Source organism: Nitrincola alkalilacustris, assembly GCF_008973755.1.
Taxonomy (GTDB): domain Bacteria; phylum Pseudomonadota; class Gammaproteobacteria; order Pseudomonadales; family Balneatricaceae; genus Nitrincola; species Nitrincola alkalilacustris.
This window is the reverse complement of sequence record NZ_WBOM01000001.1, coordinates 221624-247766: the sequence shown is the minus strand read 5'-3', so window position 1 is coordinate 247766 and position 26143 is coordinate 221624. Positions and strand designations below refer to the sequence as shown.

Genomic DNA, 26143 nt, shown 5'->3' with positions numbered 1-26143 from the left:
TTTCATCCCACCTTTATGTACTGCACCTGCCCGCGATACTCAGCCAGCAGCGCTTCACGCCGAGCAGCCACCACCTGCATGTTACGCTCCTTGACGTGCCCAAAACCGCGGATCTGGTCGGGCAGGCAGGCCAGCTCAATTGCCAACGCCAGTTTATCAGCACTCAGGCTGCGACTGAACTCTTCCAGCAGTGCCAGATAATCTTCGATCAACTGGCGCTCCTGACGCCGTTCCTCGGTGCGACCAAAGATATCAAGTGCTGAACCGCGCAGTCCCTTGAAGCGCGCCAGCAGTTTGAACATCGGCAACATCCAGGAGCCGTAGCGACGCTTCACCAGATGCCCCTTGGCGTCGGTCTTCGCCAGCAGCGGTGGTGCCAGATAGAAGTTGAGCTGATAATCCTTGCCCGGCTCACCCTCAAACTGTCCGCGAAGCTTATCGAGGAAAGCCGGATCGCTGTACAGACGCGCGACCTCGTACTCATCCTTGTAGGCCATCAGTTTGGACAGGTTGCGCACGACCGCTTCGGTCAGCTCCAGGCGCGCCTTACCAACCAGAGATTCCTCCAGCTGTCTGATCGACTGCACGGCTGTCTCAAAACGGGACGCATAGGCGGCATCCTGATAGTCAGTCAGCAGTTGCACCCGTTTGGCGATCAACTGATCCAGGGTTTCCGGCATACGGATCACCTGTACGGCCTCCTTCACTGCCTGATGCTTCATCACCTCGGCTTCGCCGTGATGTGCCACCAGACGGCCCCAGCCGAATGCCTGCAGATTTTTATCCACTGCAACATTGTTCATCTCGATGGCGCGAGTCAGGGCCGCCAATGACAACGGAATCCAGCCCTTCTGCCAGGCATAACCCATCAGCAACGGGTTGGCGAACAGCGTATCGCCGAGGAGATCCAGCGCCAACTGATTAGCATTGATAAAGTCACAACGCTCGCCGATGCTATCGCGAATATCCGCTTCAGCAGATTCGCTCGGGAAGTGCCAGTTCGGGTTGCCGATAAAGGCTGCAGTGGGTACCTCGGCACTGTTAACCACAGTTGCCGTGATATCACGACGGGTACGTGACAGGGCATCGACCGAGGCGGTCACGATCGAATCACACCCGATCACCAGATGCGCTTCCCCCGTGGCGATACGCGTGGCATGAATATCCTCCGGCTGGTTGGCGATCTGCACATGGCTGATCACGGCGCCGCCCTTCTGGGCCAGGCCGGTCATATCCAGTACTGTAACGCCCTTGCTTTCCAGATGCGCCGCCATACCGATCAACGCCCCGATAGTCACCACTCCAGTACCGCCGACACCGGTCACGACCACGCCATAAGGCTCTGTAATCACAGGCAGATTCGGCTGGGGCAGATCTTCAACCTTCAATGGGCTGCTGCCACCTTTGGCGATCTGTGGTTTCTTCGGCTGTGCCCCCTCTGCCGTGACAAAGCTCGGGCAGAAGCCTTTCAGGCAGGAGAAGTCCTTGTTGCAGGAGGACTGATTGATCTTGCGCTTGGTGCCAAGCTCCGTCTCCAGCGGCTCTACTGACAGACAGTTGGAGGCCACAGAACAGTCACCACAGCCTTCACATACAGCATCATTGATAAAGGCACGACGCGCGGGATCCGGGTACTGCCCACGCTTGCGACGACGGCGTTTTTCGGTGGCACAGGTCTGGTCATACACCACAATGGTGACACCCTCGGTATCGCGCAGTCGCAGCTGAATCTGATCCAGTTCATCACGATGATGCACGGCGATGCCTGCAGGAAGCGTCATGGCACCGGTGTATTTATCCGGTTCATCGGTCACCACCAGCACCTCTTTGGCACCTTCGGCCACCACCTGCGCCACGATCTGTGGCACCGTCAGCACGCCATCGACCGGCTGACCGCCGGTCATTGCCACTGCGTCGTTATACAGCAGTTTATAGGTAATATTTGCCTTGGCTGCAATGGAGGCTCGTATCGCCAGCAGGCCGGAGTGGAAATAAGTGCCATCACCAAGATTGACGAATACATGCTTATCACCGGAGAAATGCATCTGACCCAGCCAGGCGACACCTTCACCACCCATCTGGCTGAAGGTTTCGGTGTTGCGGTCCATCCACATCACCATGTAATGACAACCGATACCGGCCAGCGCACGAGAACCCTCAGGTACGCGGGTGGAGGTGTTGTGCGGGCAACCGGAACAGAACCAGGGTTTGCGCTCGGCGGTTTCGCGTGGCCGTGCAGATTCCAGCTCTTTGGCGTCGATCACGGCGATACGCGCTTCGATTCGCGCACGCACCTCATCCGGCAAGCCGACCCGATTCAAGCGGCTGGCGATCGCTTTGGCGATCAGTGCCGGAGACAGCTCATAACGCGCCGGTAACAGCCACTGACCACGGGGCACTGACCATTCGCCACCGGAGTTGTCGCGCTCATCAAACTTGCCATACACACGCGGGCGCACATCATCACGCCAGTTGTACAGTTCCTCTTTCAGCGCGTACTCCAGAATCTGACGCTTCTCCTCCACTACCAGAATCTCTTCCAACCCAGTGGCAAACTCGCGTGCACCCTGAGCCTCCAGAGGCCAGACGCAGCCAACCTTGTACAGACGGATCCCGAGCTGGGCGCAGGCTTCATCATCCAGCCCCAGATCGGTCAGCGCCTGACGCACATCGAGATAGGCCTTACCGGCCGCCATGATGCCGAAGCGAGCATTGGGTGAGTCGATCTCGATACGGTTGAGCTTGTTGGCCCGGATATAGGCGAGTGCCGCATACCATTTGTGGTCCAGCATGCGCGCTTCCTGATCCAGCGGTGGATCGGGCCAGCGGATATTGAGTCCCCCTTCGGGCATGATGAAGTCCTCGGGGATCACCACCTCGACTCTATCGGGATCGACATCAATCGACGCGGAAGATTCGACAACATCGGTGACACACTTCATCGATACCCAGAGACCGGAATAGCGACTCATCGCCCAACCATGCATGCCGTAATCCAGATATTCCTGCACATTGGAGGGATAGAGGACGGGGATACCGCAGGCGATCAGCAGGTGTTCAGACTGGTGTGCAACAGAGGAGGATTTGGCGGCATGGTCATCACCCGCCAGCAGCAGTACGCCGCCATGTGGTGAACTGCCGGCAGCGTTGGCATGTTTGAGTACATCCGCGGAACGGTCAACACCCGGTCCCTTGCCATACCACATGCCGAATACGCCATCATACAGGGCGCTGTTGTAGAGATTGGTTTGCTGAGTACCCCAGACGGCTGTGGCGGCAAGATCCTCATTGACGCCTGGCTGGAACACGACATCATGGTCGGCCAGATGTTTTTTCGCCTGCCACAACGCCATATCCAGACCGCCAAGAGGGGAGCCGCGATATCCGGAGACATAGCCAGCCGTATTCAGGCCGGCACGGCGATCACGCTCTTTCTGCAGCATCGGCAGACGAGCCAGCGCCTGAGTGCCACTGATGTAGATACGCCCATCCGTTCGGGTATATTTATCATCCAGGGTGATCTCACGCAGCTCCTGTTCAGCCGCACTCTTCAGCGTCGCCGTCATCACATCTCTCCAGGTCTTTGAGGTCGGACAGGATTACTTATCCCCCTCTATTTTTATTGGTATAGCATCCTATGAATCGCTTGCGATATCGTCAAATCACTTATATTGTCTCCTGATATTAATAATTCAGATATCACTCCCATACCACGGGAACCCCGCTTCAGGAGTCACTCATGCCTAAAGAGATCACCCTGCGCCAACTGCGATATTTTGTAGCCGCGGCCGAAACTGGTCAGTTCTCTATGGCCGCCAGCCGTGAGCATGTCTCCCAGTCGGCCATCACCAACGCCGTGCTGATGCTGGAGCAGACCCTCGGCGTGCGTCTGTTTGAACGCCGTCCGCATGGCGTGGAACTGACCGCAGAGGGACACAGCTTCTGTCAGCATAGTCGTCATGTGCTCGACTCGCTGCAGGATGCCGTGCGCGAACCGGGATTTCTCAGCCACACCCTCGGCGGTGCGATCCATATCGCCGCCTCCTACACCGTACTGGGTTATTTTCTGCCGGCGTTGATGGCACGCTTTCGCCGCAACTATCCCGATATCGAGATCGACCTGCAGGATCTGGAGCGGGCACAGATCGAACAGGCACTGGAAGCGGAAGAGATCGAGCTGGGCATCGTTATCCTCTCCAACCGACCCGAGCGTTCAACGTTGGAGGAGCATGTCCTGATCCGCTCGCGTCGTCAGTTGTGGATGGCCTCGGATCACCCACTGGCAAGCATCCCATTTCCCTCGCTGAACGATATCGAGCCCTACACCTACATCCAGTTAAATGTAGACGAAGGTGAGGAATCCACACTGCGCTACTGGCAATCGCAAGGACTGAACCCCAACACAGGGTTTCGTACCGGATCTCTCGAGGCGCTGCGTGGGCTGATCGCGCACGGTTTCGGCATCACCATCCTGTCGGACATGGTGTATCGCCCCTGGTCACTGGAAGGAAAAAAAATCGAAGCCCGCCCGATCACCGATGCTGTACCTCATATGGAGGTGGGTCTGATCTGGAAACCCGGTGTGAAGCTCAGTGAGCAGGCGGATGCGTTTCGGCAGTTTCTGATTCATGCCTGCGGGAGCTAATAAATCAGGGATTTATCCAGTAGCGTGGATTTTCTGGCTGTGCGGTTACGGGCAATAGTGGATTGCTCAATGATATGATGCGAGCCCCTTGCCACTGGCTGAATGGAAAAACACGTTTTGTGGCGGGGTGAGTCTGCAGATACTGATCAAACTCACCTGAGTCGATCAGCTTCTCCAGTCCCTCCCTGATTCGTTCAGCCAGATCAGGCTGCGTCGGCGTGACGAAGAAATACATGGGGAAAGGATAGTGGATGATAAGATCTTCCACAGCAACAAGATCGGGTATGACTTGATTGACCTGCTCCAGCTCGGCGAAAACCTCACTTATAGCGCGCGGAAAATAATCACAGCGTCCAGCATGTAACATCAGGTACATCTGTTCAAAGGCAAATACGCGTTCAACCGGAAGCCCTGCTGCTTCCAGAATATCGGAATCGGGCCAGACACTACCCTGACAGGCGCTGAATTCACGCAGAGATTCAAGTGATTCAATTGTTCGCCAGCGTTCCAGAGACTGGGCATGGATGACAGGCATCCTGAACCCCAGGAGACCTTTCAACAGCGGTATGGGTATCGCTATAACGACCTCTTCACGCTTCTGGCTCGCGCCGGACCAATACACATGCAGGGCTTCCCCATTCGCAAGCTCAATGAAAGCCCGTTCCTGCGTCAGAGGCTCTCCATAAAACTCTATCTCTACCGGCTCCAGCAGATCGTTAGCCTTGTCCAGAGCAAGTTGCAACAGGCCGATAAAATAATCGTGACTGCCATCAAGAACCGATTGTGGCGACACTGTTACAACAGCACGCTTTGTTTCTGCTGCTGACTGCAAAGCTATGGAAGCAAGTAGGAGAAGATGAATCAACGAAAGGGACCGCTTCATATCAGCGTCTCATAGTATTTTCAGTCAGTGTAGTGTCTCTTATTGATCTCAGCCAGATTGCAATGGCCCAAAACCGAAAGCTCCCGCCAGAATCACCTCCGGGAACTGCTGGCGACGGGTATTGTAGCGTTCGATCGCCAAGGTATGACCGACGCGCATCAGACTGACCTCATCCTCCATCCGGGTCAGGCTGTGCATCAGCTGGCGAAGTGTTTCATCCGCCTTGAGATCCGGATAGGCCTCCACACGGGCCAGCAACATGGCATGTAATGAAGTCTCGGCCTGTAGGAAGGCATTACTTTCCTCTGTACTCCAGGCTGATTTACCCAGTTGCGTACGCAGTTGTGCCAGCTCGCTTTGCACTGATTGCTCATGCTGCAGATAGGTTTTGGCGACTTTCTCCAGAGCAGGGATCAGATCGCTGCGCTTTTTCAGCGATACTTCAATATTGGCGAGGGTCTTGCGCGCACGCTGACGCAGAAACACCAGATCGTTGTACATCAGAATACCCAGCGCAGTCAGCAGATAGAATAGCGGCATCATTGCACACAACAGCCAAGGCAAGGCACCAAAGCTACCCCAGGTACCGGCCAGCCCCAGCGCCAGCATCACACCACCAATCAGGCTCGCCGTCAGCCAGGCGAAACCACCCTGGACCTTCATCAGCATCACCTCCTGTTCGCTCAGATCACTGATGATGAAAGGTTCCTGTTCTTCTCCTGCACGGATCTGCAGCTCGGCACGCTCCTCAGCCACCAGTGCCGGGCCGAGTACATAGAGCTCCGCACCCGGCTCTATCACGGTTTCGGTATAGCGGTGATTCCCCTCTATTTTACTGACAGGCTTGCGCATGATGATCTCGCTGGAGCGGGGAAGTATCTCGACATGTGCCTTACCTTCCTCCTCTGTCAGCCATAAGGGGTGCAGTTCGGCATCATATTGTATCGTGACCCACTTCTCCTTCTTGCCGCTTGAGCGCCTTTCCTCAACCCGATAGAGATAACCCAGACAGTCTCGACCGGTCAGTGGTCCCTTCAGGAGCTCACGCCCTGTCGGCAACTGCGCAAAACCAACCACCTCGGTCAAACCATAGGCAATACCATTGAGTGGCGTGGTCGGCAGATTCTCGATCAGTCGCTTGAGTTTCACGCGCCTGTAGCCGAATCGTGCAGGCAGCCAGAGCAACCCCAGCCCGATACCAACCAGAAATACCGACTGCCACCCCTGCAGACGGGTCGAGGTAAAATCAACACGCTGCTGTTGCTGCACCTGCTTCTCATCTGCTGTCGGCATCAACGACGGTAGCTGATACTGTGCGGCAAACAGTCGCTCCGGCCAGGCCGACAACAACCTGTCTGTTCGCCAGTGGGACGAGAGCAGGAAATGGCGGATGCCAAGCAGGCGCTGAAGCTGCTGCTCGTTGAGTGATCCGAGTCGTTCCGCAGGCGGCAGTTTGGACCAGTCGCCCTGCCAACTGATCCCAGCATCATCCAGGATGACCTGAATCGCGACCAGCCCTCGCTGTTCGGCCCGCTCCAGATTCTGCACAGCCTCCTCAACATCCTGCTGCGCCATATTGAACCCCTGATACGCCAGCATCAGCATCAGCACCAGTGTTTGCAGGGACAACAGCACCGCCGTTTTATGCACCCTCAGTAACAGACAAAACAGATAAACGCTAATAGCAGCCGCCGCAATACCCACCAGTATCATCACCAGACTGAGAAAAGCGATCTCACTGCGCTCATGCGCTTCGCCGAAGGCCGATATCATGGGGGTATAGTGGCCGGGATGGTTGAACACAACGCGCGGTTCGCCCACTTCCGCTTCGAGCAGATAGCCGAGAATAAACAGGGAGTGCCCCGGCTCGATGCGATACTCGGTGTAACGCATATCGCCCTGGGTCCTACGATGCGAAATAGGCAGAGAGGCTGACATCCCGGTGGCATCGATCAGGATCTGTGCACTGTTATCCTGCAGCAGAAAGGGTAGCGACTCAATCTGATTACTGACGGTGCGCCAACTCGTATCACCATCGGAGTCACGCTCCTCGCGCTCGATATGATAGCGAAAATAGAGTGACAGGGTACCGGTATCCGGCGAGGTGATGAACGCCCGATCTGATGTTGGCTGAGCAACGCCATTCAGGTTCACTTCGCCCGGCAGCGCGGCCACGATGGGCACACTTGGGAGCCGTTCAATCTGACGAAACTGGTTGAGTGAGCCAAAACCCAACGACAACAGCCAGTAGCCCACTACCAGAAGCAGAGTTGCCAGAAGTGCGAGAAATAGTTTTTTAATCATGGGGTTCTGATCCCGACATCTGTGTCAGCAAAGGCCTCAGCATAGCGTATAACTGATACAAGCATCACGACACTAGTCGTTGGTCATGATGAATTCTTTACCCCAGCCTGCTCAAGATACACCACATACTCTCCCTGCACATCCAACGCCACCAGCTTGCCGTGTTGCAATGCAGTAAGGTGCTCCACCGTCAGGGTGATCCGCTCCTCTCGCCAGCGCTTTCCAAACGGTTGTTCACTCTCGTTGCAATCGAAGGGAGTATCAACAATGACAAGCCGCGGGTCTTGGGTCTGCTGGGTCATATTTTTTCTCCTTGCTGAATTTTCCGCACCGCTTCCATAACATTCAGCCCCGTCTTATCCATACGGGAGAAGGCAAACCACTTCTTGCCCAGATCCTTCAGTGAAGCACCAATATGGTAGACCGTATCACCATCCAGAATCAGAAAACGGTCGTGGCTACTGATGAATTGCTGAATGGTGACCGGTGGATACTGGGCGTTGTGTTTCTTGATATCCTGAGCCAGAGTCTTGTTAATAGCTTTAGTCAGTACCATAGCGCTGACACCTTTTCTGCGTTTGGCGAGTTGTTGCAAGACGCTGTCATCAACATAGTTGTCGATCAGGACGATGGATTGTTTTGCCTGCCGCAGCAGGTCGTTGACGAACACATAGGCATCGAAGATCTGGCCGTCAAAAAAGATACCCTGGGTCGGGCTCAGGTTTTTCAGTTCCAACGCATCGAAAACCTGATCGAATCGAGTATCGGTTTTGATCTGATGTGCAATTTGCCGTTGCTCCAGAGTGTCCATACGTTGCAACAGGCCTCCTTTGGCAGACATGAACCGGCGCATAGTGACGAAGGCGTTGATGATGTGGATACTGGTCTGTATGGCGGTTTCGCTACGCAGAACAGCCGATAGCATGGCCACACCCTGCTCGGTGAATACATAGGGGAGATAGCGCCTGCCTCCATGTTCACTTGAGGTCGCAAATTGCGACCTCAAGTCGTCAGACTCGCTTGAGGTCGCAATTTGTGTTCTTAGAGCATCGAACTCATCCTGTTTGAGCTGAAAACGAAAAGCATCGGGGAATCTCTCGACGTTCCGTTTTACCTGTTCATTCAGCCGCTTGGATTCAACCTTATAAAGCCGAGCCAGATCGCTGTCCAACATCACCTCCTTCCCACGCACGGTGTAGATCAGCCCGCTCAAACTCTCTTCACGCAGTGCAAGCGCAATGTGCTCTTTACCTGTCATACCCTGATTCCTTCAGATTAACTTCAATCACAGCATCCTGCTGCGTCGCATTCACTTACCCTCATGCCTCTTAGCACTGAGCCATTGTAGATAGCAAGGGTGGGCATGTTTTTTGATGCCACGTAGGTCTTTAAAATATCCCAAGGACTGACTTCATCTGCCCTTGTGCAGGTGCGATATTATCACGCACTAATCCATCCCTGCATGTTCAAGTCATGCCTGAATCATCTACCTTGAGTTCTTGTCAGTGCACCAACACCTCACCACAAAACGGTGGTATGCGCTGTGCAGACAGGATAACGTATATTGCAAAAATAAGACTGACTCAAACCGAGTGGCCCGTTCATGCCCCAACCCTCTCTCTCACAGTATCTGACCGCTCTGTGGCCGCGCAGCGTCAGCACGCGTCTGATGCTGGCGTTTGCGCTGGTGGCGGTGATGACGTTGCTGGCGGCAGGCCTGGCGTTTCGCAGTAGTCTGCAGTTGGAGGTGCGGCTGGAGCAGATACGTGAAGAGAGCATCGAGGTGCTCTATGCCTCGGCCCGCCTGAATGAGCTGAGCCAACAACTGACCGCTTATGTACCACGCCTGATCAGTGCCGACTCCAACTACCTGCGCCAGCGGACCCGCGAACAACTGGATCAGCAGCTTGCCGAGATGCAGCAGTGGGTGATTCATCTACCGGATTACAACCGCTACTTTATCGAGATCAGCGATCAGATCCGTTACAGCATAGGGTTGATTCAACAGACTGTTGAGGAGCGCGAGCGTCAGGTCTGGCGTTCACATCAACACCGTCTGGAGCTCTATCCGCTTTATCTCCAACTGAATGAGGACCTGGATAAACAGGCCAGTCTGTCTCTGGCAGAGGCCAATATGTTGATGCCACTGCGCCTGCGTCTGAATTACCTGTCGGCACTGGCGGAAAAGCTGCATACCGACAGCAGTTTTGCCGAGCTGGATTACACTTTTCTGCGCCTTGAAGCCTTGGCATCAGGCATTCACGATCAGCTCAATCTCTACCCGGCGATGGTACAGTCAGGCGATTCACGTGAAACCCTGGAGCGCACTCTGCTGCTGACATCACGCGAGGGTGAGCTGTTTGATGCCAAGAACCGCGAACTGGATCTGCGTTATCAGGAGGAGTTTCTGGTGACCAACAGCCAGCGCCATATCCAGCAGTTGGCGGCGCAGATTTCGCACTATACCGAGCGGGTGAATCAGCATCTGGATCGTGATATTGAGCAGGCAGTGCAGTCTGTCTCCAAGGCCAGTGATGCCACCTTCATGCTGTCGCTGATCAGTCTGCTGCTGGCGGGCAGTATCTCCTGGTTCTATGTGCGCCGAAATATTCTGGGTCGCCTGTCCCGATTACAGTCCAATATGCGGGCGATTGCCAGCGGACATCTGGATATCGATGTCGTTCTGGAAGGCCGTGATGAGATCACTTCGATGGCGCGTGATCTGAGGCACTTTCAGCTCACCGCAAAGGCCTCCGCTGAGGCACATCGCAGCCTGGCACGCGAAACCGAGGAGCGCCTGGCCACCGAGAAGCGCCTGCGCCTGACCCAGCAGGAACTGATTCAGGCAGGCAAGCTTGCAGCACTGGGCCAGCTCAGTGTGGCGATTACACATGAGATCAATCAACCGCTGGCTGCCATGCGCAATCAGGTACACAGCGTCAGCCGCTGGCTGGAAAAGGGTGAACCGGAGCGTGCCGAGCCGGGGCTGGAAAGGCTGGCCAGACTGTTGGAAAAAACCGCTGGCATCACCCATCATCTGCGCAGTTTTGCCCGTAAGGCTGATCACAGGCGAGCACCTGTCGTGCTCAAGCCAATCATCCAGGCCTCGGTGGAGCTGTGCCAGACACGCTCAACCCATTGCCGACCTGCGTTGATTGGCCCTGACCACCTGAGCGCACTGGCTGAGCCTATCCGACTGGAGCAGGTGCTGGTCAACCTGCTGATCAACGCTCTGGATGCCGTACAATCGGTGCCACAACCTCGAATCGAGATCAGTTGGCAGGCGCTTGAAGAGTCAGAACAGGTTGAAGTGATCATCAGTGATAATGGCACAGGAATAGACAGCACTCTGCAGGAGCATATATTCGATCCCTACTTCACCACCAAGTCACAGGGCAGCGGCCTGGGGCTGGGTCTGTCCATCAGCTACAATATCATGCAGGATTTCGGTGGCAGTATCCGTTTGCTCGAATCATCTCCCGGAGGTACTCGTTTTCAGTTGCTGCTTCCCATCACACCCGCCAGCCAAGCCTCAGCATCCAGTCTGCGGGTTAACATCCATGAATAAGACAATACCATGACTTCACTACCCAAGATCCTACTTGTTGATGACGACGCCTGTGTACTCGAAACCTTTGTCGAGATGCTTGAGTTGGAGGATTTCAGCACTCAGTGTTTCAGCAGCGCCGCTGGCGTGCTGGCGCACCTGCAACAGGACCCGAATGCGATAGTGCTGACAGATGTCTGCATGCCGGGACAGGATGGATTGCAACTACTGAGTAATCTACAGGACTTTGACGCCGAGCTGCCGGTTATTCTGATGAGTGGCCATGGTGATATCCCGATGGCTACACAGGCGATGCGTGAAGGGGCCGTGGATTTTCTGGAAAAGCCCGTACCACCCAAACTGCTGATCGAGCGGTTACGTCAGGCTCAGCGCCACCGCCAATGGGCACTTGCCCGCCGTGAGCAACGGCTGGACGGCGATGATCGGGCGATTCTGGAACAGCAACTGATCGGACAGTCGGCACAGATACGACAACTGCATGATCAGATCATAGTACTGGCCAATGCGGGCGTCGATACCTTGATTTACGGCGAAACCGGCAGTGGCAAGGATGTCGTGGCACGCGCCCTGCATGATGTCAGCCCACGCCGTCATAAGCGTTTCATGGCGATCAACTGCGGTGCCATGCCGGAGAATCTGATTGAGAGCGAACTGTTCGGACATGAGCCAGGAGCCTTCACTGGCGCCACGCACCGACAGATCGGCAAGATAGAGGCGGCGGATGGCGGCACACTGTTTCTGGATGAGATAGAGACCATGCCACTGACGGCGCAGATTCGTCTGTTACGTGTCCTGCAGGAACGCAGCCTCGAACGCCTTGGCAGCACACGCTCGATCAAGGTGGATATCCGCGTGATTGCGGCCAGCAAATCAGAGCTGCAACAGCTCAGTGAACAGGGCCATTTCCGTCAGGATCTTTACTATCGCCTCAATGTCGCCAGCCTGCAGGTGCCGCCACTGAAAGCGCGTGGAGATGATATTCTGCTGCTGTTCCATCACTACTGCCATCAGGCCTCCATCCGCTTCGATCGTCCGATACCGACTCTTCGCCCCAGCCAGCGCGATAAGCTGCTCAAATATGACTGGCCGGGCAACGTCCGGGAACTGCGCAATATTGCTGATCGCTTCGTGCTGGGCCTTTCCAATGACGGCCCGCTGTTCTGGCAGGAAGGCCTTACCACAGATGAGGAGGAATCAACATCGCACGATCCCTTCGATCAGCGTCTTGAGGAGTATGAGCGCCAGTTGATCCGTGAATGCCTGGAGGATTCCGGCGGCCAGATAGGCAAGGCGGCCGAAACACTAAAGATGTCGCGTAAAACCCTGTATCGGAAGATGAAGAAGTATCAACTGGATAAGGGTGAGTTCCGGGACTGAGCTGATGGGTCAATTATGTCCCATCACTATCAAAATAGCCTTCAGAGACGGGGCATCGATGTCCCATCTTTGATGCCATCCAGCACCACCGCGTGTCTATCCAGAGGCAGACAAGCCCGACATCCTGCACCATATCTGTATCTGGCGACCTTTCAAGTGATCTGGCATCGCTCTTGCTATGTTGTACAGGACGCACGATGGTGTCAGCCATTCCTCCGGGGTGGTGATCATTAAAATAAGAATATGGAGAAACACTGAATGAGAGCATTCAAGTTCACGCTCAATCCTGTTTTCGCAGCCGGTGCCTTGATGCTGGCAATGTCTGGCACCACGCTGGCCAGTGATTGCGCCCATCATGGCGCGCTGGACGACCGCTACTGCGACGAAAACCAGGATATGGTCGCAGACACACCCAAAGACCCCAAGCAGTGGCGCGACCCCAGCACACTGGTATTCACCTATACCCCGGTAGAAGATCCTGCGGTTTATCAGGATGCCTTTGCTGATTTCCAGAAGCATCTGTCTGAAGCCACCGGCAAACGTGTGGTTTACTACAGTGTTCATTCCAACTCTGCTCAGGTTGAAGCGATGCGCTCTGGCCGTCTGCATATCGCGGGCTTCTCAACTGGCCCAACTGGCTATGCCGTAAACCTGGCCGGTTATGTACCGATCGCGGTCAAGGGTTATGAAACCGAGTTCCAGGGCTACAACCTGATCACACTGGTGCGCGCCGACAGCGACATCATGACAATGGAGGATCTGAAAGGTAAAACCGTGGCTCATACGTCTGTTTCGTCCAATTCAGGTAACCTTGCACCACGTGCACTTTTCCCGGATCTGGGACTGGTACCGGATGAAGATTACAAAGTGGCCTACTCCGGCAAGCATGACCAGTCGGTCATGGGTGTCCTGACCGGTGACTATGACGCAGCGCCTGTGGCATCCGATGTGTATGACCGCATGGTCGATGCCGGTCGTGTCAGCGCTGATGATTTCCGCATCATCTACCGCAGTGCGCGTTTCCCGACCTCAGCTTTCGGTTATGCACATGATCTCCACCCGGAGCTGGCTGAAAAGGTACGTGAAGCCTTCCTCAGCTATCGCTTCCCGGTTGAGATGCAGGAAACCTTCGATGGCGCTGATCGCTTCTATCCAATCACCTATCAGGAAGACTGGAAGGTGATCCGCGATATCGCACACGCTACTGGCACAGCCTACACCGAACGCGGCCTGCAGCAACTGGCTGAGCGCGAAGCGGCTGCCGCCAAGAAGTAACACAACCCACTTGTTCAACGCTACTGCCTTGAGGCCCCATTGCGGGTGCCTCAGGGTTCGTCACGCCTATAAAATGAAGGAACACTTCATGAGCGCTCTAGAAATTCGTGGTCTCAACCATGCCTATGTCGCCAGCAAACCCATTCTGCATGACATCAATATAGCCATTAACGAGCCCGGCATCATTGCCATCATCGGGCCATCCGGAACCGGTAAAAGCACCCTGCTGCGCTGTATCAACCGCCTGATTCAGCCCAGCAGCGGCAGCATCATCTTTCAGGAAGCGGATATCGCCCGCGTTCAGGGGCGTTCGCTGCGCGAGCTGCGTCGACAGATTGGCATGGTGTTTCAGGAATACAATCTGGTTGAACGTCTGAGCGTTCTGGAAAACGTACTGACCGGGCGGCTCGGGTACATGTCTGCCTGGAACGCCTGGCGACGCAAGTTCAAACCGGAAGATATCGATCGCGCCTTCGAGTTGCTGGACTTTGTGGGTTTGAGTGATTTCGCCATGCAACGTGCCGATAGTCTTTCAGGCGGGCAACGGCAGCGGGTCGGGATCGCACGTGCACTGATGCAGGCACCACGCATCCTGCTGGCAGACGAGCCAACTTCATCTCTGGACCCCAAGACATCAGTCGAGATCATGGAGCTGTTGAAAACGCTGGCGACTGATCGCGGCATTCCGACACTGGTTAATATTCATGACGTCAACCTGGCACGACGCTATGCGCAGCGCATGATCGGCATGAGTGGTGGCAAGGTGGTTTATGATGGCGCACCCTCCGGCATCACTGATGACCACCTTAAAACCATCTATGGAGGTGAGTCATGGCTGCAATAAAAACTCATGCCAACCCCTTCAAGCCAAGCCTTGGCTCACGTCTGTTGTGGCTGGGTGTTCTGGTTTATCTGATTTATGCCGTTGTGACACTGGATATCGGCTGGGATCGTTTCATTCTGGGTCTGGAACAGGGTGGCCGACTGGTGGATCGCCTCTTTCCACCTAACTTCAACCGCTGGGAGATTCTGCTCAGCGATCTGATCGAAAGTCTTCAGATTGCCATCATCGCCAGCGTGTTCGGTATCGTTATTTCGCTTTTTGTCGGCTTGATGGCTGCACGCAATCTGATGCCGAACATCATCAGCATCCCCGTGCGTGTTTTTATCGCTCTGTGCCGTACTTTTCATCCAGTGATCATCGCCATCCTGTTCGTCAAGGCGGTCGGTTTCGGCGCGCTCGCAGGTATTCTGACCCTGATAGTCGCCTCAGTGGGCTTTATCGCCAAGCTGTTTGCCGAGGCGATCGAGGAGATCTCCTTCAAGCAGGTTGAAGCGATCCGAGCCACTGGTGCCAGCTTTGCCAGCACCATTCTGTTCGGCGTTCTGCCGCAGGTGTTCTCTCGTTTTATCGGTTTTTCGATCTATCAGCTTGACTCCAACCTGCGTAACTCAACCATGGTCGGGATCGTCGGCGCCGGTGGCCTCGGTGGCACTCTGTTCGCAGCCTTCCAACGCTTCGACTACGACTTTGTCACCGCCATTCTGCTGACCATCATTGCACTGATTCTGGTCGGTGAAGCCCTGTCCAATCTGGTGCGGAGGATCTTCCAATGAACAGTTCATCTGCGTCTATCAGCACAAAGACAGGTGGAAACCCGAAATGGCAACGCTTTACCGCGGCCGAACGCACTGCTCGCTATATGGTGTATCTGGTGGTGCTGGCGGCTTTTTTTGCGTCGCTGCGCACCGTCGAGATCATCCCTGAGTTTCTGTATGATGCGCCGGAGCAGTTGGCCGACATGTTCACTCGCATGTGGCCGATGGACTTCGCGTCTTACCCCACCACGATTCATGGTGCCATGCTGGACACGCTGCACATCGCTACCCTTGGCACATTGTTGAGCCTGCTGCTGGCGATTCCTCTGGCGCTGTTAAATGCTCGTAACATTGTTCAGTCATTATGGCTGAACTGGATCGCCAAGTTTTTCCTGGTGTCTTCACGCTCGGTCAACTCATTGATCTGGGCGCTGCTATTCGTCGCTATATTCGGCCCGGGTGTATTGGCTGGTGTGCTGGCAGTGGCGCTGCGCTCGGTGGGGTTTGTCGGCAAACTCTTCTCCGAGGCGCTGGAAGAGGTCAACATGGGTACGGTGGAAGCACTCAAGGCAACGGGCGCATCACCAGCATCAGTGCTGCTCAAGGCTTACTGGCCCCAGGCAAAACCGGCCTTCTACAGCGTGGTATTATTTCGCTGGGACATTAATGTCCGTGAGTCGGCAGTCCTTGGACTGGTTGGGGCTGGAGGCATCGGAGTGGTACTGAATGACGCCATGAACCTGTTCCAATGGCCCAAGGTTGCCATGGCACTGACCGCGATTTTTGTCGTGGTGCTGCTGATCGAACTGCTGGTTGTTAATGTTCGCAAACGTCTGATCTGAGGAGAAGAGCATGCCCCCCTTTCGCAACCGATACCTGCTGATGCGTCATGGACACAGCCTGGCCAATGAAGCCGGGTTGATCATCAGTGACCCTGAGCAGGGTGTTGGCGGATATGGTCTGTCGGAGGGGGGGCATACGCAACTCAAACAACTGACAGCTGAATGGCAGTGGCCAGAGCCAGATGCCATCGTGCACTCGGACTTCCTGCGTACCACCGAAACAGCCCGATATGTGGCAGAGCAGTTCGGTCTTGTCATGACGCCTGAAAAGGGGCTGCGTGAACGCTACTTCGGTGTGTATGAGGGCAAGGCTGATCTGCACTATCACGAGGTCTGGGCATTGGATAAGGCCGAAAGCGATTCCAGCAGGCAGGCACAGACACAGCGTGAGTTATTGCAGATCAATCTGGTGGAAACACTCGACAGCGTGGCACTACGCATGCAATCTGTTATCGAACGACTCGAAACTCAGCATGAAGGCTTAACCCTGCTGCTGGTCAGCCACGGCGACCCACTGCAGATTCTGCTGACCTCACTGGAACAGCAGCCTCTGGGTCAGCATCGTCAGCGTGAACCGTTGTTACCGGCTGGTATCATCGATCTGGGAAATCTGGGAAGCCAAGGGCGTAATTGATACGCCCTGCTCTGCCACTTTAGCGCGCTTTAACGCAAGACCACACTCGCAAACGTCGGCTCATCCTTGGCCTGCGCCAGTGCAGCTATGGCCGTCGATACACGATCACTGATGGCACCCTGCATCAATGGCAACTGTGTTTGCTCGAGGATCTGAGCGGGATCGGGAACAGCACGAGCCGAGGCCTGATGGATGCCCATGCGCTCATCACGCGGTGGAATCCCGAAGTATTCCCGGTAGCATTTTGAGAAATGAGGTGTTGATACAAAGCCGCAGGCCGAGGCTACCTCAATGATCGACAAAGAGCTCTGCTTCAATAGCTGACGCGCACGAGTCAGGCGCAGCTTCAGATAATAGCGAGATGGCGAACAGTCGAGATACTTCTGAAACAGACGCTCCAGTTGACGCCGCGATACATCCGCATAGCTGGCCAGTTCGTCCAGTGTCAGCAACTCTTCCAGATTGGCTTCCATCAGCGCGACTATCTCCAGCAGTTTCGGCTGCGTGGTGCCCAGCACATGTTTCAGTGGCACGCGCTGCTGATCCTGCTCACCACGCACCCGATCATAGATGAACATATCGGAGATACCGGCAGACAGTTCCTTGCCATGATCCTTCGCGATGATATTGAGCATCATATCCAACGGTGCAGTGCCGCCGGATGAGGTAAAGCGATCCCTGTCGATACTGAACAGGCGGGATGACAGCTCGACACGGGGAAAGGCCTCATGCAATGCCGCCAGACACTCCCAGTGAACACTGGCTTCGAAGTTATCCAGAAGCCCAGCCTTGGCCAACACCCAGCTACCGGTACAGATCGCGCCGAGCTGACGATGTTGTTTGCCCTGCTGCTGCAACCAGACCAGATGCTCCTTGCGGGCACTGCGGTGCGGTGCCACACCACCACAGACGATCACCATATCCAGCCCCAGAGGTTCTTCCATGGCGGCATCGGGCGTGACACTCAAGCCATCACTGGCCTGAACCTGAACGCCACCCGGTGTCAGCGTGAACCACTGATACAGCTCTTTGCCAGCCAGTTGATTGGCCATGCGCAAGGGTTCGATTGCCGAAGCAAGGGAGATCAGTGTAAAGTTTTCGAGCAGCAGAAAGCCGACATTTTTGGGTTTTACGACAGCGGGTGGCGCTTCACGTCTCTCGTTTGCGCCGTGGTATGCTGATGACATGGGCTGGACTCCGGGTTTTGATATCAATCTTATCTTTCAGAGCATCATGGCTCTGATGAGAGACTTTTTTATTGTTGTTGTGTCTGATGAGAATGGCTAAAGATTCTCCCGACCTCGATGTCGCTTTTGGGCACGTCCAGTCGATAATATAGAACAAATGTCGCTCTCAGGCATGTCTTATTTCGAAGCCACACATAAAATCACTATTGTCACACAGCAATAATCATTGCTGAGTCAATCTAGCGAGACAGCAGATGAACCGTTGGGATCGTATCGAAGCCTTTATAGAAGTCGTGAGACTCGGCACCTTTTCCGCTGCGGCACGCCATCTCAACGTATCCAGCTCACATATCAGCCGCCTGATCGTGAAGCTTGAGCAACAGTTGGGCACGCAACTGCTCTACCGCACCACCCGACAGATCAAGCTGACCGAAACCGGGCAGATCTACTACGAGCACTGCCGACATATGTTCGATGGTTTTCGTGAAGCAGAAGCTGCCATCAGCGATATGCAATCCAGCCCCAAGGGGGTGCTCAAGCTCACTGTAGGTACCACTTTTGGTGAGCGCTACATTGCACCGCTGGTGAACGATTTCATGCTGCTGCACCCTCAGCTGGAGGTGCGCATACACTTCACCAACCGCCGGGTGGAGCTGATTGAGGAGGGTTATGATCTTGCTGTCCGCATGGGCGTACTGGAAGATTCATCTCTGATCGCTCGCCGACTGTGGGACAGAAACGAGCGCGTGGTCGGATCACCCGAATATTTCACGCGCTTTCCGCCACCGGGCACCCTGCAGGATCTGAATAAACATCAGTGCCTGGTCGGCTCTCGCGACCGCTGGATCTTTTCCGACAAGGGGGTACGCAGGGAGGTGCGCGTCAGTGGCCGCTGGCACGGCAACTCGGGGCTGGCACTGCTGGATGCATCATTGAAGGGGCTGGGACTGACACAACTCCCCGACTATTATGTCGAAGAACATATCAAGCAAGGTGAGCTGATTCCGGTGCTGGGTGATTTTCAGTTCAAGGACTCAGCCGTCTGGATCGTGTACCCTCGCCACCGCCATCTGTCCCCCAAGGTTCGCATGTTCATCGACTTTCTGGTCGCAGAGATAGAGAAAACTAAACACCAGGGATAACACCCACCTGCCGATGTTACCCAACCCTACAGGATCACGAATGTCGCAACGTCTCCCCACCAATCTGATCACCGGCTTTCTTGGTGCCGGCAAAACCACAGCCATACGCCACCTGATGTCACTCAAACCTGCTGATGAAACCTGGGCGATCATCGTCAATGAGTTCGGGCAGGTCGGTGTGGATGAGATGGCGTTCGACACTCAGGGCGATATCAACATCACGCCACTGTCCGGTGGCTGCGTTTGTTGCCAGCTCGGTGGTGAGCTGACACGCAGCCTGAACCAACTTCTGGAGCAGCAGGCATTTGATCGTCTGATAATAGAACCCACCGGCATGGGCCATCCGGCGGGCATTCTGGATACACTGCGCAAGCCCTTCTTCAGTGATCGCCTGGATCTGCGTGCCACAATCTGCCTGATTGACCCTCGCCAGTTGCTGGATCCTCAAGTGACTCAGAGTGAAACCTTTCGTGATCAGATCAATCTCGCTGATGTGCTGGTCGCCAACAAAATGGACAAAGCGGATGCGGCTGCTGAAGCAGCCTTTGCAGACCTGTGTTCCGATCTCTTTCCACCCAAACAGGCGATATTGACAACAGAGCAGGGCCGGATCGATCCCGCATTGCTGGACTATGTCAGCGCCGGGCAGCTCAGGGCTCAGTTTCCTGATGCTCACCAGCATGCCGATGAAACCACACATCATACTGCTGATGCGGGTCACGTTCATGACCATGACCATGACCACGCCCACGCCCACGCCCACGCCCACGCCCACGAGAATGCTCCCCTGCCCTGCAAACCGGTACGCCAGATCAATTCAGGACTGGAACGTTACAGTTGTGGCTGGGTGTTCCACCCCGACGATATCTTTCCCTTTGATGAGCTGGAGGCCTTTATCAGCTCACTACAGGGTATCGAGCGCCTTAAAGGTGCCTTTCGCCTGGGCTATCCCTGGGTGTTCTTCAATCGGGTGGGTGACGAGATCAGCTTTGATGCCATCAGCTATCGACGCGACTCCCGCGTGGAGATCATCGCCAGAGCGCCACTGGACTGGGACGCAATCGAGACTAGACTGATAGAGATAGCCACCCTGGGGGTGAACTCGCCCTATCGGAATATCTGAGATACAGGATTATTTCTGTTCAGCAAGAGTGTATTTCAGCATAACCTGCAATCAGCGTGTCCGGAAAATTCTATAATGGACCTCTCACCCCCTTGGGGCGCAATTGATTAGAACAGCTGACAACACATTGGAGAGAAGATGGATATGATCAAAACCCGTGCGGCCGTGGCCTGGGGGCCGGGCCAGCCACTGAGTATTGAAGAAGTGGATCTGATGCCGCCGCAGAAGGGCGAGGTACTGGTTCGTATCGTTGCCACTGGTGTGTGTCATACCGATGCCTTCACGCTGTCTGGCGATGATCCTGAAGGGATCTTCCCGGCAATTCTGGGCCATGAAGGGGCCGGTATCGTGGAAGCGGTCGGCGAAGGCGTCACCAGCCTGCAGGTCGGCGACCATGTGATCCCGCTCTATACCGCTGAGTGCGGCGTGTGCAAATTCTGCACCTCCGGCAAGACCAACCTGTGTCAGGCAGTACGTGCCACACAGGGCAAGGGGCTGATGCCGGATGGCACCACACGCTTCTCCAAAGATGGCACGCCGATCTTCCATTACATGGGCACCTCAACGTTTGCTGAGCACACCGTGGTGCCGGAGATCTCCCTGGCCAAGATCAGCAAGGAAGCTCCTTTAGAGAAGGTCTGCCTGCTCGGTTGTGGCGTGACCACCGGCATGGGTGCCGTACATAACACGGCCAAGGTGAAAGAGGGCGATACCGTTGCCGTATTTGGTCTCGGTGGCATTGGCCTGGCAGTGCTGATCGGTGCCGTGCAAGCCAAAGCGGGCCGCATTATTGCGATCGATCTCAACGAAGAGAAATTCGAGATCGCACGCAAACTGGGTGCCACTGACTGTGTTAATCCAGCCAAACATGACCGTCCGATTCAGGATGTGATCGTCGAGATGACTGATGGCGGTGTCGACTTCTCCTTCGAGTGTATCGGCAACGTCAACGTCATGCGTGCGGCACTGGAGTGCTGCCACAAAGGCTGGGGTGAATCAGTGATCATCGGTGTCGCTGGTGCCGGTCAGGAGATCTCCACCCGACCTTTCCAACTGGTGACAGGTCGCGTCTGGCGCGGCAGCGCTTTTGGTGGCGTTAAGGGCCGCAGCGAACTGCCCGGTTATGTAGATCGTTTCATGAACGGCGAGTATGAGCTGGATACCTTCATCACCCACACCATGCCGCTGGAGCGGATCAACGAAGCTTTTGACCTGATGCATGAAGGAAAATCGATTCGCACCGTGATCCACTACTGATCCAAGACATACCTCTCTGCAACGGCAGTCGGCTGACGATTGACAGGTCAGCCGCTGCCGCTTTCCTGTCGTCATTCATACAGCAACCCTTACAGGTGAAATTATGTCCGCTCAAGCTGCAAACGACTTATCCACAGAGCTGACGCTGCTCAGCAGTGTCCGCTGCTTCGGTGGTCAGCAGAACCAGTATCAGCACGATTCAAAAGTCCTCAACTGCACCATGCAGTTCAGTGTCTATCTGCCACCCAACGCCAGTGCCGAGAAACCCGTTCCGGCTGTGTACTGGCTATCTGGTCTGACCTGCAACGACCAGAACTTCAGCACCAAGGCTGGCGCACAGCGCGTTGCCGCCGAGCTGGGTCTGGCGCTGATCATCCCCGACACCAGCCCGCGTGGTGAAGATGTACCGGATGATCTGGATGCCGCCTATGATTTCGGGCTCGGTGCAGGCTTCTATCTCAACTCCACTCAGGAACCCTGGCAAAAGCACTATCAGATGTATGACTACATCACCCGCGAACTGCCGGGACTGGTCGAGCGCCATCTGCCATTGACAGACAAACGCGCTATCAGCGGCCACTCCATGGGCGGTCACGGAGCCCTGGTGATTGCACTGCGTAACACTTTCCACTTCACCTCAGTCAGCGCTTTCTCACCCATTGTCAGCCCGATGGAGTGCCCTTGGGGAGTCAAGGCGTTCAGCCACTATCTGGGCGAAGACCGCTCACTATGGAAACAGTACGACAGCGTCGAACTGATCCGCGCCGGCGCTCCTCACCTGCCGATGCTGGTGGACCAGGGCAGCGCCGATGGTTTTCTGGCCGAGCAGCTGAAAACCGAACTGCTCGAAACCGCCTGCAACAACTTCGAGTACCCGGCCGAGATCCGCTATCAGGAAGGCTATGATCACAGCTACTACTTCATCGCCAGCTTCATTGAAGAACACCTGCGCTTTCATGCGCGGTATCTGAAGGGTTGATTCGGTGGGGGGCCGACAGGGACGTCGTCCTTAATATCAGGGGCAGACCAACATTAACCGGCTATGCTTATGGATATACGCAGTACGATAAAAAGTGGTATGGCGTGGAAGCCTGACTAGCAGGAGGAAAACGGTGAAGGCATCTGATTTATTTATCAAAGCGCTGGAAAATGAGGGTGTTGAATATATTTTCGGCGTGCCTGGGGAAGAAAATATCGATTTCCTCAATTCGTTAAAAAACTCAACTATTCGCTTTATTCTCACCCGTCACGAACAAGGCGCTGGCTTCATGGCCGCCACCTATGGCCGCTTAACCGGCAAGCCAGGCGTTTGTTTAGCCACCCTGGGGCCGGGTGCCACCAACCTGGTAACGCCTGCTGCCTTTGCTCAGTTAGGTGCTATGCCCATGCTGCTGATAACCGGGCAAAAACCGATTAAAACAAGTACGCAAGGTCAGTTTCAAATTCTGGATGTGGTGGAGTTGATGCGTCCGGTGACCAAGTTCAGCAAACAAATTATCAACGGCAATACCATCGCCTCACTGGTACGCGAAGCATTTCGTCTGGCAATAGAAGAAAGGCCGGGCGCTGTTCATTTGGAGTTACCGGAAGATATCGCGCAAGAAGACTGCGCAGAAATCGTTTATCCGGCCAATGGCTCTGGGCGCCCTCATGCCGCAGCAGATGTTCTACGCCAGGCAAGCGCCATGATAGAAGCGGCGCAAAGACCGTTGCTGCTTATAGGTGCCGGGGCGAACCGAAAAAATGTCTGCGAGGCGCTGACCACATTTGTTGAGGCCACCGGCATGCCGTTTTTCGCGACACAGATGGGCAAAGGCGTTGTTGATGAGCGCCACCCACTTTATCTGGGTACAGCGGCCCTGTCTGATCACGATTTTTTGCACTGCGCCATTGATAAGGCAGATCTGATTATCAATGTCGGCCACGACGTGGTGGAGAAACCGCCGTTTTTTATGCAGCACGGTGGTAAACAGGTCATTCATGTAAACTTTTTACCGGCTACTGTGGATGCGGTATATTTTCCCCAGTTGAATGTGGTTGGCGATATTGCGTATTCGGTGGAACAGCTGGCAAAACTTATCAAAGATAAGCAGCATTGGGACTTGTCCTATTTCAAAGCCCTGAAAACAACCTTAGAGCAGACGTTGGCAAAGTACTTTGCGGATAGCCGCTTTCCAATGCTGCCGCAACGTCTGGTCCAGTTGCTGCGACAACGTCTGGCGGACGATGCCATTATCAGTCTTGACAACGGCATCTACAAAATATGGTTTGCCCGTAACTACAAATGTTACGCTGCCAACACCTTGCTGCTGGATAATGCACTGGCGTCAATGGGTGCAGGCTTATCCTGCGCCATGATGGCGAAGATGCTAAATCCAGATACTCAGGTCATCGCGGTGTGTGGTGACGGAGGCTTTATGATGAACTCCCAGGAGCTGGAAACTGCAGTTCGTCTGGGGCTAAATCTGGTGGTGATTATTCTGAATGATCAGGCGTATGGCATGATCAAATGGAAACAGCAAGATATGGGCTTTGCCAATTTCGGTTTAGACTATACAAATCCTGATTTTGTTGGTTATGCGCAAAGTTTCGGTGCTAAAGGCTATCGGATCGAAAGCGATGAGCACTTTCAGCAAACGCTGGATACTTGCCTGACCGCCACAGGGGTGCACGTCATTGAACTGCCGGTAGACTATTCACTCAACCACGAAATACTGAACGTATTACTGAAAGAAAAAACATGCAAACTGTGATAATAGTGGCCCTGCGGTTGTTTCGGTAACAGTAGCAGCATCCTCTACCCCCTTTACCCCCACCCTCTACCCCTTTAAGGGAATCGGTCTGCAGCACGCATGCTGGTATAACTGTTCTGATAGCTACCGCGCGAGGCCTTCATGAATAAGTTTTATACACCACCCTCACCACTGATCGATCGTTTTGGTCGTCAGGTCAATTATGTCCGCTTGTCAGTTACCGACCGGTGTGACCTGCGTTGTGTTTACTGCATGAGCGAAAACATGACTTTTCTGCCGCGTGAGCAGGTGCTGTCGCTGGAGGAGATCGGGCGGATCGCGTCGGTGTTTGTCAGCCTGGGGGTGGAGAAAATTCGTCTTACCGGCGGCGAGCCACTGGTGCGACGCGATCTGTTGGATCTGGTAGGGCATATCGGGCAGCTGGGGCTGCAGGACTTTGCCATGACCACGAATGGCACTCAGTTGAGCCATTTTGCCGGGTCTTTGAAGGCGGCAGGTCTGAAACGTTTGAATATCAGTCTGGACTCGCTGGATCCGGCAAAATTCCGACGTATCACACGTAATGGTGATCTGGATAAGGTGCTTGAAGGCATAGAGGCCGCGCGGGCGGTTGGCTTTGAGGGAATCAAGCTGAATGCTGTCATCATGCGTGGGCGCAATGATGATGAGGTGCTGGATCTGATCGAGCTGGTGCGCAGGCTGGAACTGGATATCAGCTTTATCGAGGAGATGCCGCTGGGTGTGATCTCCGAGCACAACCGGCATGAAACCTACTGTTCCAGTGATGATGTGCAGCAGATTATCGAACAACGCTATGCCCTGCAGCCTGCCGGTATGAAAACCGGTGGCCCTTCGCGCTACTTCAAGATGGCTGACAGCCGCAGCCGCATCGGTTTTATCTCTCCTCACAGCCATAACTTCTGCAGCGAATGCAATCGGGTCAGAGTCACGGCCGAAGGGCGTCTGTTGCTGTGTCTGGGAAATGAGCATTCGGTGGATCTGCGCACTATTCTGCGTCGCTATCCGCGGGATAACACACCGCTGCGCGAAGCGATTATCAATGCCATCGAGCTTAAGCCGGAACAGCACCATTTCACCACCGACGGGGATGTTCAGATTGTGCGTTTCATGAATTCAAGCGGCGGTTAAACTTTGCGTTGCGGGACGATTATTCCTTCAGTTGCGTGACGATTCGCAGCACCTGAGTTTCCACTTCCTGGATATTCTCTTCACTGACCAGTTGTCCATAGTGCTTTTTGAACCCCTGCTCATAGAGTTTCACATGGATGGACGGCTCAATGTCGGCATTTTGCAGGCAGGCTTGAGCGCAGTGCAGCTGGCAACCATCAATCACCACAATTGGACGCCCGCTTCTGGCGGTGCGAAGCAGTGCCGGCACCTTGCCACCCACGCCGGATATGCATGACATCTCGGCTTCTCCGGCATGATCCAGCCTGACGGCAACTTCGTTCGCGAGCTGCGCCACATCCGAGCAGCCGGAGCAGGCATAGATCAGAGGCAGCTGTTTACGTCTCATATAACCTCCATTTAACT

Annotated in this window: 21 protein-coding genes; 14 read left to right on the top strand and 7 right to left on the bottom strand. The window is 54.9% G+C overall.

The annotated features are described in order from the left end of the window. Positions 1-2: 2 nt before the first annotated feature. A complete protein-coding gene (locus F7R27_RS01140) occupies positions 3-3566 on the bottom strand; it encodes an indolepyruvate ferredoxin oxidoreductase family protein (protein ID WP_151702387.1) in 3564 nt (1187 codons plus the stop codon). Between the two features lie 173 nt (positions 3567-3739). On the opposite strand from F7R27_RS01140, the gene F7R27_RS01135 reads away from it, so the two are divergent. Beyond that, positions 3740-4645 carry a LysR family transcriptional regulator gene (locus F7R27_RS01135; protein WP_151702386.1) on the top strand — a complete coding sequence of 302 codons (906 nt, stop codon included), beginning with the start codon at positions 3740-3742 and terminating at the stop codon, positions 4643-4645. A 4-nt stretch (positions 4646-4649) separates the two neighbouring features. On the opposite strand, the gene F7R27_RS01130 is transcribed toward F7R27_RS01135, so the two are convergent. The 4 genes from F7R27_RS01130 to F7R27_RS18755 all read right to left on the bottom strand — a co-directional run bounded on the left by F7R27_RS01130 (position 4650) and on the right by F7R27_RS18755 (position 9090). Continuing rightward, the gene (locus F7R27_RS01130; protein ID WP_151702385.1) at positions 4650-5438 is read right to left on the bottom strand and encodes a type 2 periplasmic-binding domain-containing protein; all 789 of its coding nucleotides are present in this window, start codon (positions 5436-5438) and stop codon (positions 4650-4652) included. Positions 5439-5576: 138 nt separating this feature from the next. Further along, positions 5577-7832 (bottom strand): LemA family protein, encoded by a 2256-nt coding sequence (locus F7R27_RS01125; RefSeq protein WP_151702384.1) that lies wholly within the window; start codon positions 7830-7832, stop codon positions 5577-5579. 83 nt (positions 7833-7915) lie between these two features. After that, positions 7916-8134 (bottom strand): hypothetical protein, encoded by a 219-nt coding sequence (locus F7R27_RS01120; protein WP_206060334.1) that lies wholly within the window; start codon positions 8132-8134, stop codon positions 7916-7918. Next, a complete protein-coding gene (locus F7R27_RS18755; protein WP_151702383.1) occupies positions 8131-9090 on the bottom strand; it encodes an ORF6N domain-containing protein in 960 nt (319 codons plus the stop codon). The genes F7R27_RS01120 and F7R27_RS18755 overlap by 4 nt, the downstream gene beginning before the upstream one ends. 345 nt (positions 9091-9435) lie before the next feature. On the opposite strand from F7R27_RS18755, the gene F7R27_RS01110 reads away from it, so the two are divergent. The 7 genes from F7R27_RS01110 to F7R27_RS01080 all read left to right on the top strand — a co-directional run bounded on the left by F7R27_RS01110 (position 9436) and on the right by F7R27_RS01080 (position 17127). After that, a complete protein-coding gene (locus F7R27_RS01110; RefSeq protein ID WP_151702382.1) occupies positions 9436-11400 on the top strand; it encodes an ATP-binding protein in 1965 nt (654 codons plus the stop codon). A 9-nt stretch (positions 11401-11409) separates the two neighbouring features. Then, positions 11410-12777, top strand: coding sequence for a sigma-54-dependent transcriptional regulator (locus F7R27_RS01105; RefSeq protein WP_151702381.1), 1368 nt, complete (start codon positions 11410-11412; stop codon positions 12775-12777). A 258-nt stretch (positions 12778-13035) separates the two neighbouring features. Then, positions 13036-14052, top strand: a complete 1017-nt coding sequence (gene phnD, locus F7R27_RS01100; RefSeq protein WP_151702380.1) for a phosphate/phosphite/phosphonate ABC transporter substrate-binding protein — start codon at positions 13036-13038, stop codon at positions 14050-14052. Positions 14053-14140: 88 nt separating this feature from the next. After that, a complete protein-coding gene (phnC, locus tag F7R27_RS01095; protein ID WP_240776156.1) occupies positions 14141-14896 on the top strand; it encodes a phosphonate ABC transporter ATP-binding protein in 756 nt (251 codons plus the stop codon). Then, on the top strand, positions 14884-15669 hold the full coding sequence (phnE, locus tag F7R27_RS01090) for a phosphonate ABC transporter, permease protein PhnE (protein WP_151702378.1): 786 nt from the start codon (positions 14884-14886) through the stop codon (positions 15667-15669). The genes phnC and phnE (F7R27_RS01090) overlap by 13 nt, the downstream gene beginning before the upstream one ends. After that, entirely contained in the window at positions 15666-16493 is an 828-nt protein-coding gene (gene phnE / locus F7R27_RS01085) for a phosphonate ABC transporter, permease protein PhnE (protein ID WP_151702377.1), read from the top strand. Before phnE (F7R27_RS01090) ends, phnE (F7R27_RS01085) begins: the two co-directional genes overlap by 4 nt. A 10-nt stretch (positions 16494-16503) precedes the next feature. Beyond that, on the top strand, positions 16504-17127 hold the full coding sequence (locus F7R27_RS01080; RefSeq protein ID WP_240776155.1) for a histidine phosphatase family protein: 624 nt from the start codon (positions 16504-16506) through the stop codon (positions 17125-17127). Between the two features lie 29 nt (positions 17128-17156). Here F7R27_RS01080 and gbdR read toward each other — a convergent pair whose 3' ends face one another. After that, positions 17157-18314 carry a choline metabolism transcriptional regulator GbdR gene (gene gbdR, locus F7R27_RS01075; RefSeq protein ID WP_151702376.1) on the bottom strand — a complete coding sequence of 386 codons (1158 nt, stop codon included), beginning with the start codon at positions 18312-18314 and terminating at the stop codon, positions 17157-17159. Positions 18315-18568: 254 nt separating this feature from the next. Here gbdR and F7R27_RS01070 point away from each other — a divergent pair, with 254 nt between their 5' ends. The 6 genes from F7R27_RS01070 (at position 18569) to moaA (ending at position 25738) form a co-directional block, all read left to right on the top strand. Further along, positions 18569-19456, top strand: coding sequence for a LysR family transcriptional regulator (locus F7R27_RS01070; protein WP_151702375.1), 888 nt, complete (start codon positions 18569-18571; stop codon positions 19454-19456). 40 nt (positions 19457-19496) lie between these two features. After that, entirely contained in the window at positions 19497-20579 is a 1083-nt protein-coding gene (locus tag F7R27_RS01065) for a CobW family GTP-binding protein (protein WP_151702374.1), read from the top strand. A 147-nt stretch (positions 20580-20726) separates the two neighbouring features. Beyond that, positions 20727-21836: an S-(hydroxymethyl)glutathione dehydrogenase/class III alcohol dehydrogenase gene (locus F7R27_RS01060; RefSeq protein ID WP_206060349.1), complete on the top strand. Its 1110-nt coding sequence runs from the start codon at positions 20727-20729 to the stop codon at positions 21834-21836. 103 nt (positions 21837-21939) lie between these two features. Next, positions 21940-22815, top strand: a complete 876-nt coding sequence (fghA, locus tag F7R27_RS01055; protein WP_168927392.1) for an S-formylglutathione hydrolase — start codon at positions 21940-21942, stop codon at positions 22813-22815. 133 nt (positions 22816-22948) lie between these two features. After that, positions 22949-24589: an acetolactate synthase large subunit gene (locus F7R27_RS01050; RefSeq protein WP_151702372.1), complete on the top strand. Its 1641-nt coding sequence runs from the start codon at positions 22949-22951 to the stop codon at positions 24587-24589. A gap of 141 nt (positions 24590-24730) precedes the next feature. After that, positions 24731-25738, top strand: a complete 1008-nt coding sequence (moaA, locus tag F7R27_RS01045) for a GTP 3',8-cyclase MoaA (RefSeq protein WP_151702371.1) — start codon at positions 24731-24733, stop codon at positions 25736-25738. Positions 25739-25757: 19 nt separating this feature from the next. Here moaA and F7R27_RS01040 read toward each other — a convergent pair whose 3' ends face one another. Next, positions 25758-26126 (bottom strand): putative zinc-binding protein, encoded by a 369-nt coding sequence (locus F7R27_RS01040; RefSeq protein WP_151702370.1) that lies wholly within the window; start codon positions 26124-26126, stop codon positions 25758-25760. Between the last annotated feature and the right edge of the window lie 17 nt (positions 26127-26143).

What these genes read in the sequence shown, in the direction of transcription:
- F7R27_RS18755 (WP_151702383.1), bottom strand. Translation starts at nt 9,090, where the DNA reads ATGACAGGTAAAGAGCACATTGCGCTTGCACTGCGTGAAGAGAGTTTG.
- fghA (WP_168927392.1), top strand. Translation starts at nt 21,940, where the DNA reads ATGTCCGCTCAAGCTGCAAACGACTTATCCACAGAGCTGACGCTGCTC.
- F7R27_RS01125 (WP_151702384.1), bottom strand. Translation starts at nt 7,832, where the DNA reads ATGATTAAAAAACTATTTCTCGCACTTCTGGCAACTCTGCTTCTGGTA.
- F7R27_RS01135 (WP_151702386.1), top strand. Translation starts at nt 3,740, where the DNA reads ATGCCTAAAGAGATCACCCTGCGCCAACTGCGATATTTTGTAGCCGCG.
- F7R27_RS01040 (WP_151702370.1), bottom strand. Translation starts at nt 26,126, where the DNA reads ATGAGACGTAAACAGCTGCCTCTGATCTATGCCTGCTCCGGCTGCTCG.
- F7R27_RS01110 (WP_151702382.1), top strand. Translation starts at nt 9,436, where the DNA reads ATGCCCCAACCCTCTCTCTCACAGTATCTGACCGCTCTGTGGCCGCGC.
- F7R27_RS01120 (WP_206060334.1), bottom strand. Translation starts at nt 8,134, where the DNA reads ATGACCCAGCAGACCCAAGACCCGCGGCTTGTCATTGTTGATACTCCC.
- moaA (WP_151702371.1), top strand. Translation starts at nt 24,731, where the DNA reads ATGAATAAGTTTTATACACCACCCTCACCACTGATCGATCGTTTTGGT.
- F7R27_RS01105 (WP_151702381.1), top strand. Translation starts at nt 11,410, where the DNA reads ATGACTTCACTACCCAAGATCCTACTTGTTGATGACGACGCCTGTGTA.
- F7R27_RS01065 (WP_151702374.1), top strand. Translation starts at nt 19,497, where the DNA reads ATGTCGCAACGTCTCCCCACCAATCTGATCACCGGCTTTCTTGGTGCC.
- phnC (WP_240776156.1), top strand. Translation starts at nt 14,141, where the DNA reads ATGAGCGCTCTAGAAATTCGTGGTCTCAACCATGCCTATGTCGCCAGC.
- F7R27_RS01140 (WP_151702387.1), bottom strand. Translation starts at nt 3,566, where the DNA reads ATGACGGCGACGCTGAAGAGTGCGGCTGAACAGGAGCTGCGTGAGATC.
- gbdR (WP_151702376.1), bottom strand. Translation starts at nt 18,314, where the DNA reads ATGTCATCAGCATACCACGGCGCAAACGAGAGACGTGAAGCGCCACCC.
- phnE (WP_151702378.1), top strand. Translation starts at nt 14,884, where the DNA reads ATGGCTGCAATAAAAACTCATGCCAACCCCTTCAAGCCAAGCCTTGGC.
- phnE (WP_151702377.1), top strand. Translation starts at nt 15,666, where the DNA reads ATGAACAGTTCATCTGCGTCTATCAGCACAAAGACAGGTGGAAACCCG.
- phnD (WP_151702380.1), top strand. Translation starts at nt 13,036, where the DNA reads ATGAGAGCATTCAAGTTCACGCTCAATCCTGTTTTCGCAGCCGGTGCC.
- F7R27_RS01080 (WP_240776155.1), top strand. Translation starts at nt 16,504, where the DNA reads ATGCCCCCCTTTCGCAACCGATACCTGCTGATGCGTCATGGACACAGC.
- F7R27_RS01070 (WP_151702375.1), top strand. Translation starts at nt 18,569, where the DNA reads ATGAACCGTTGGGATCGTATCGAAGCCTTTATAGAAGTCGTGAGACTC.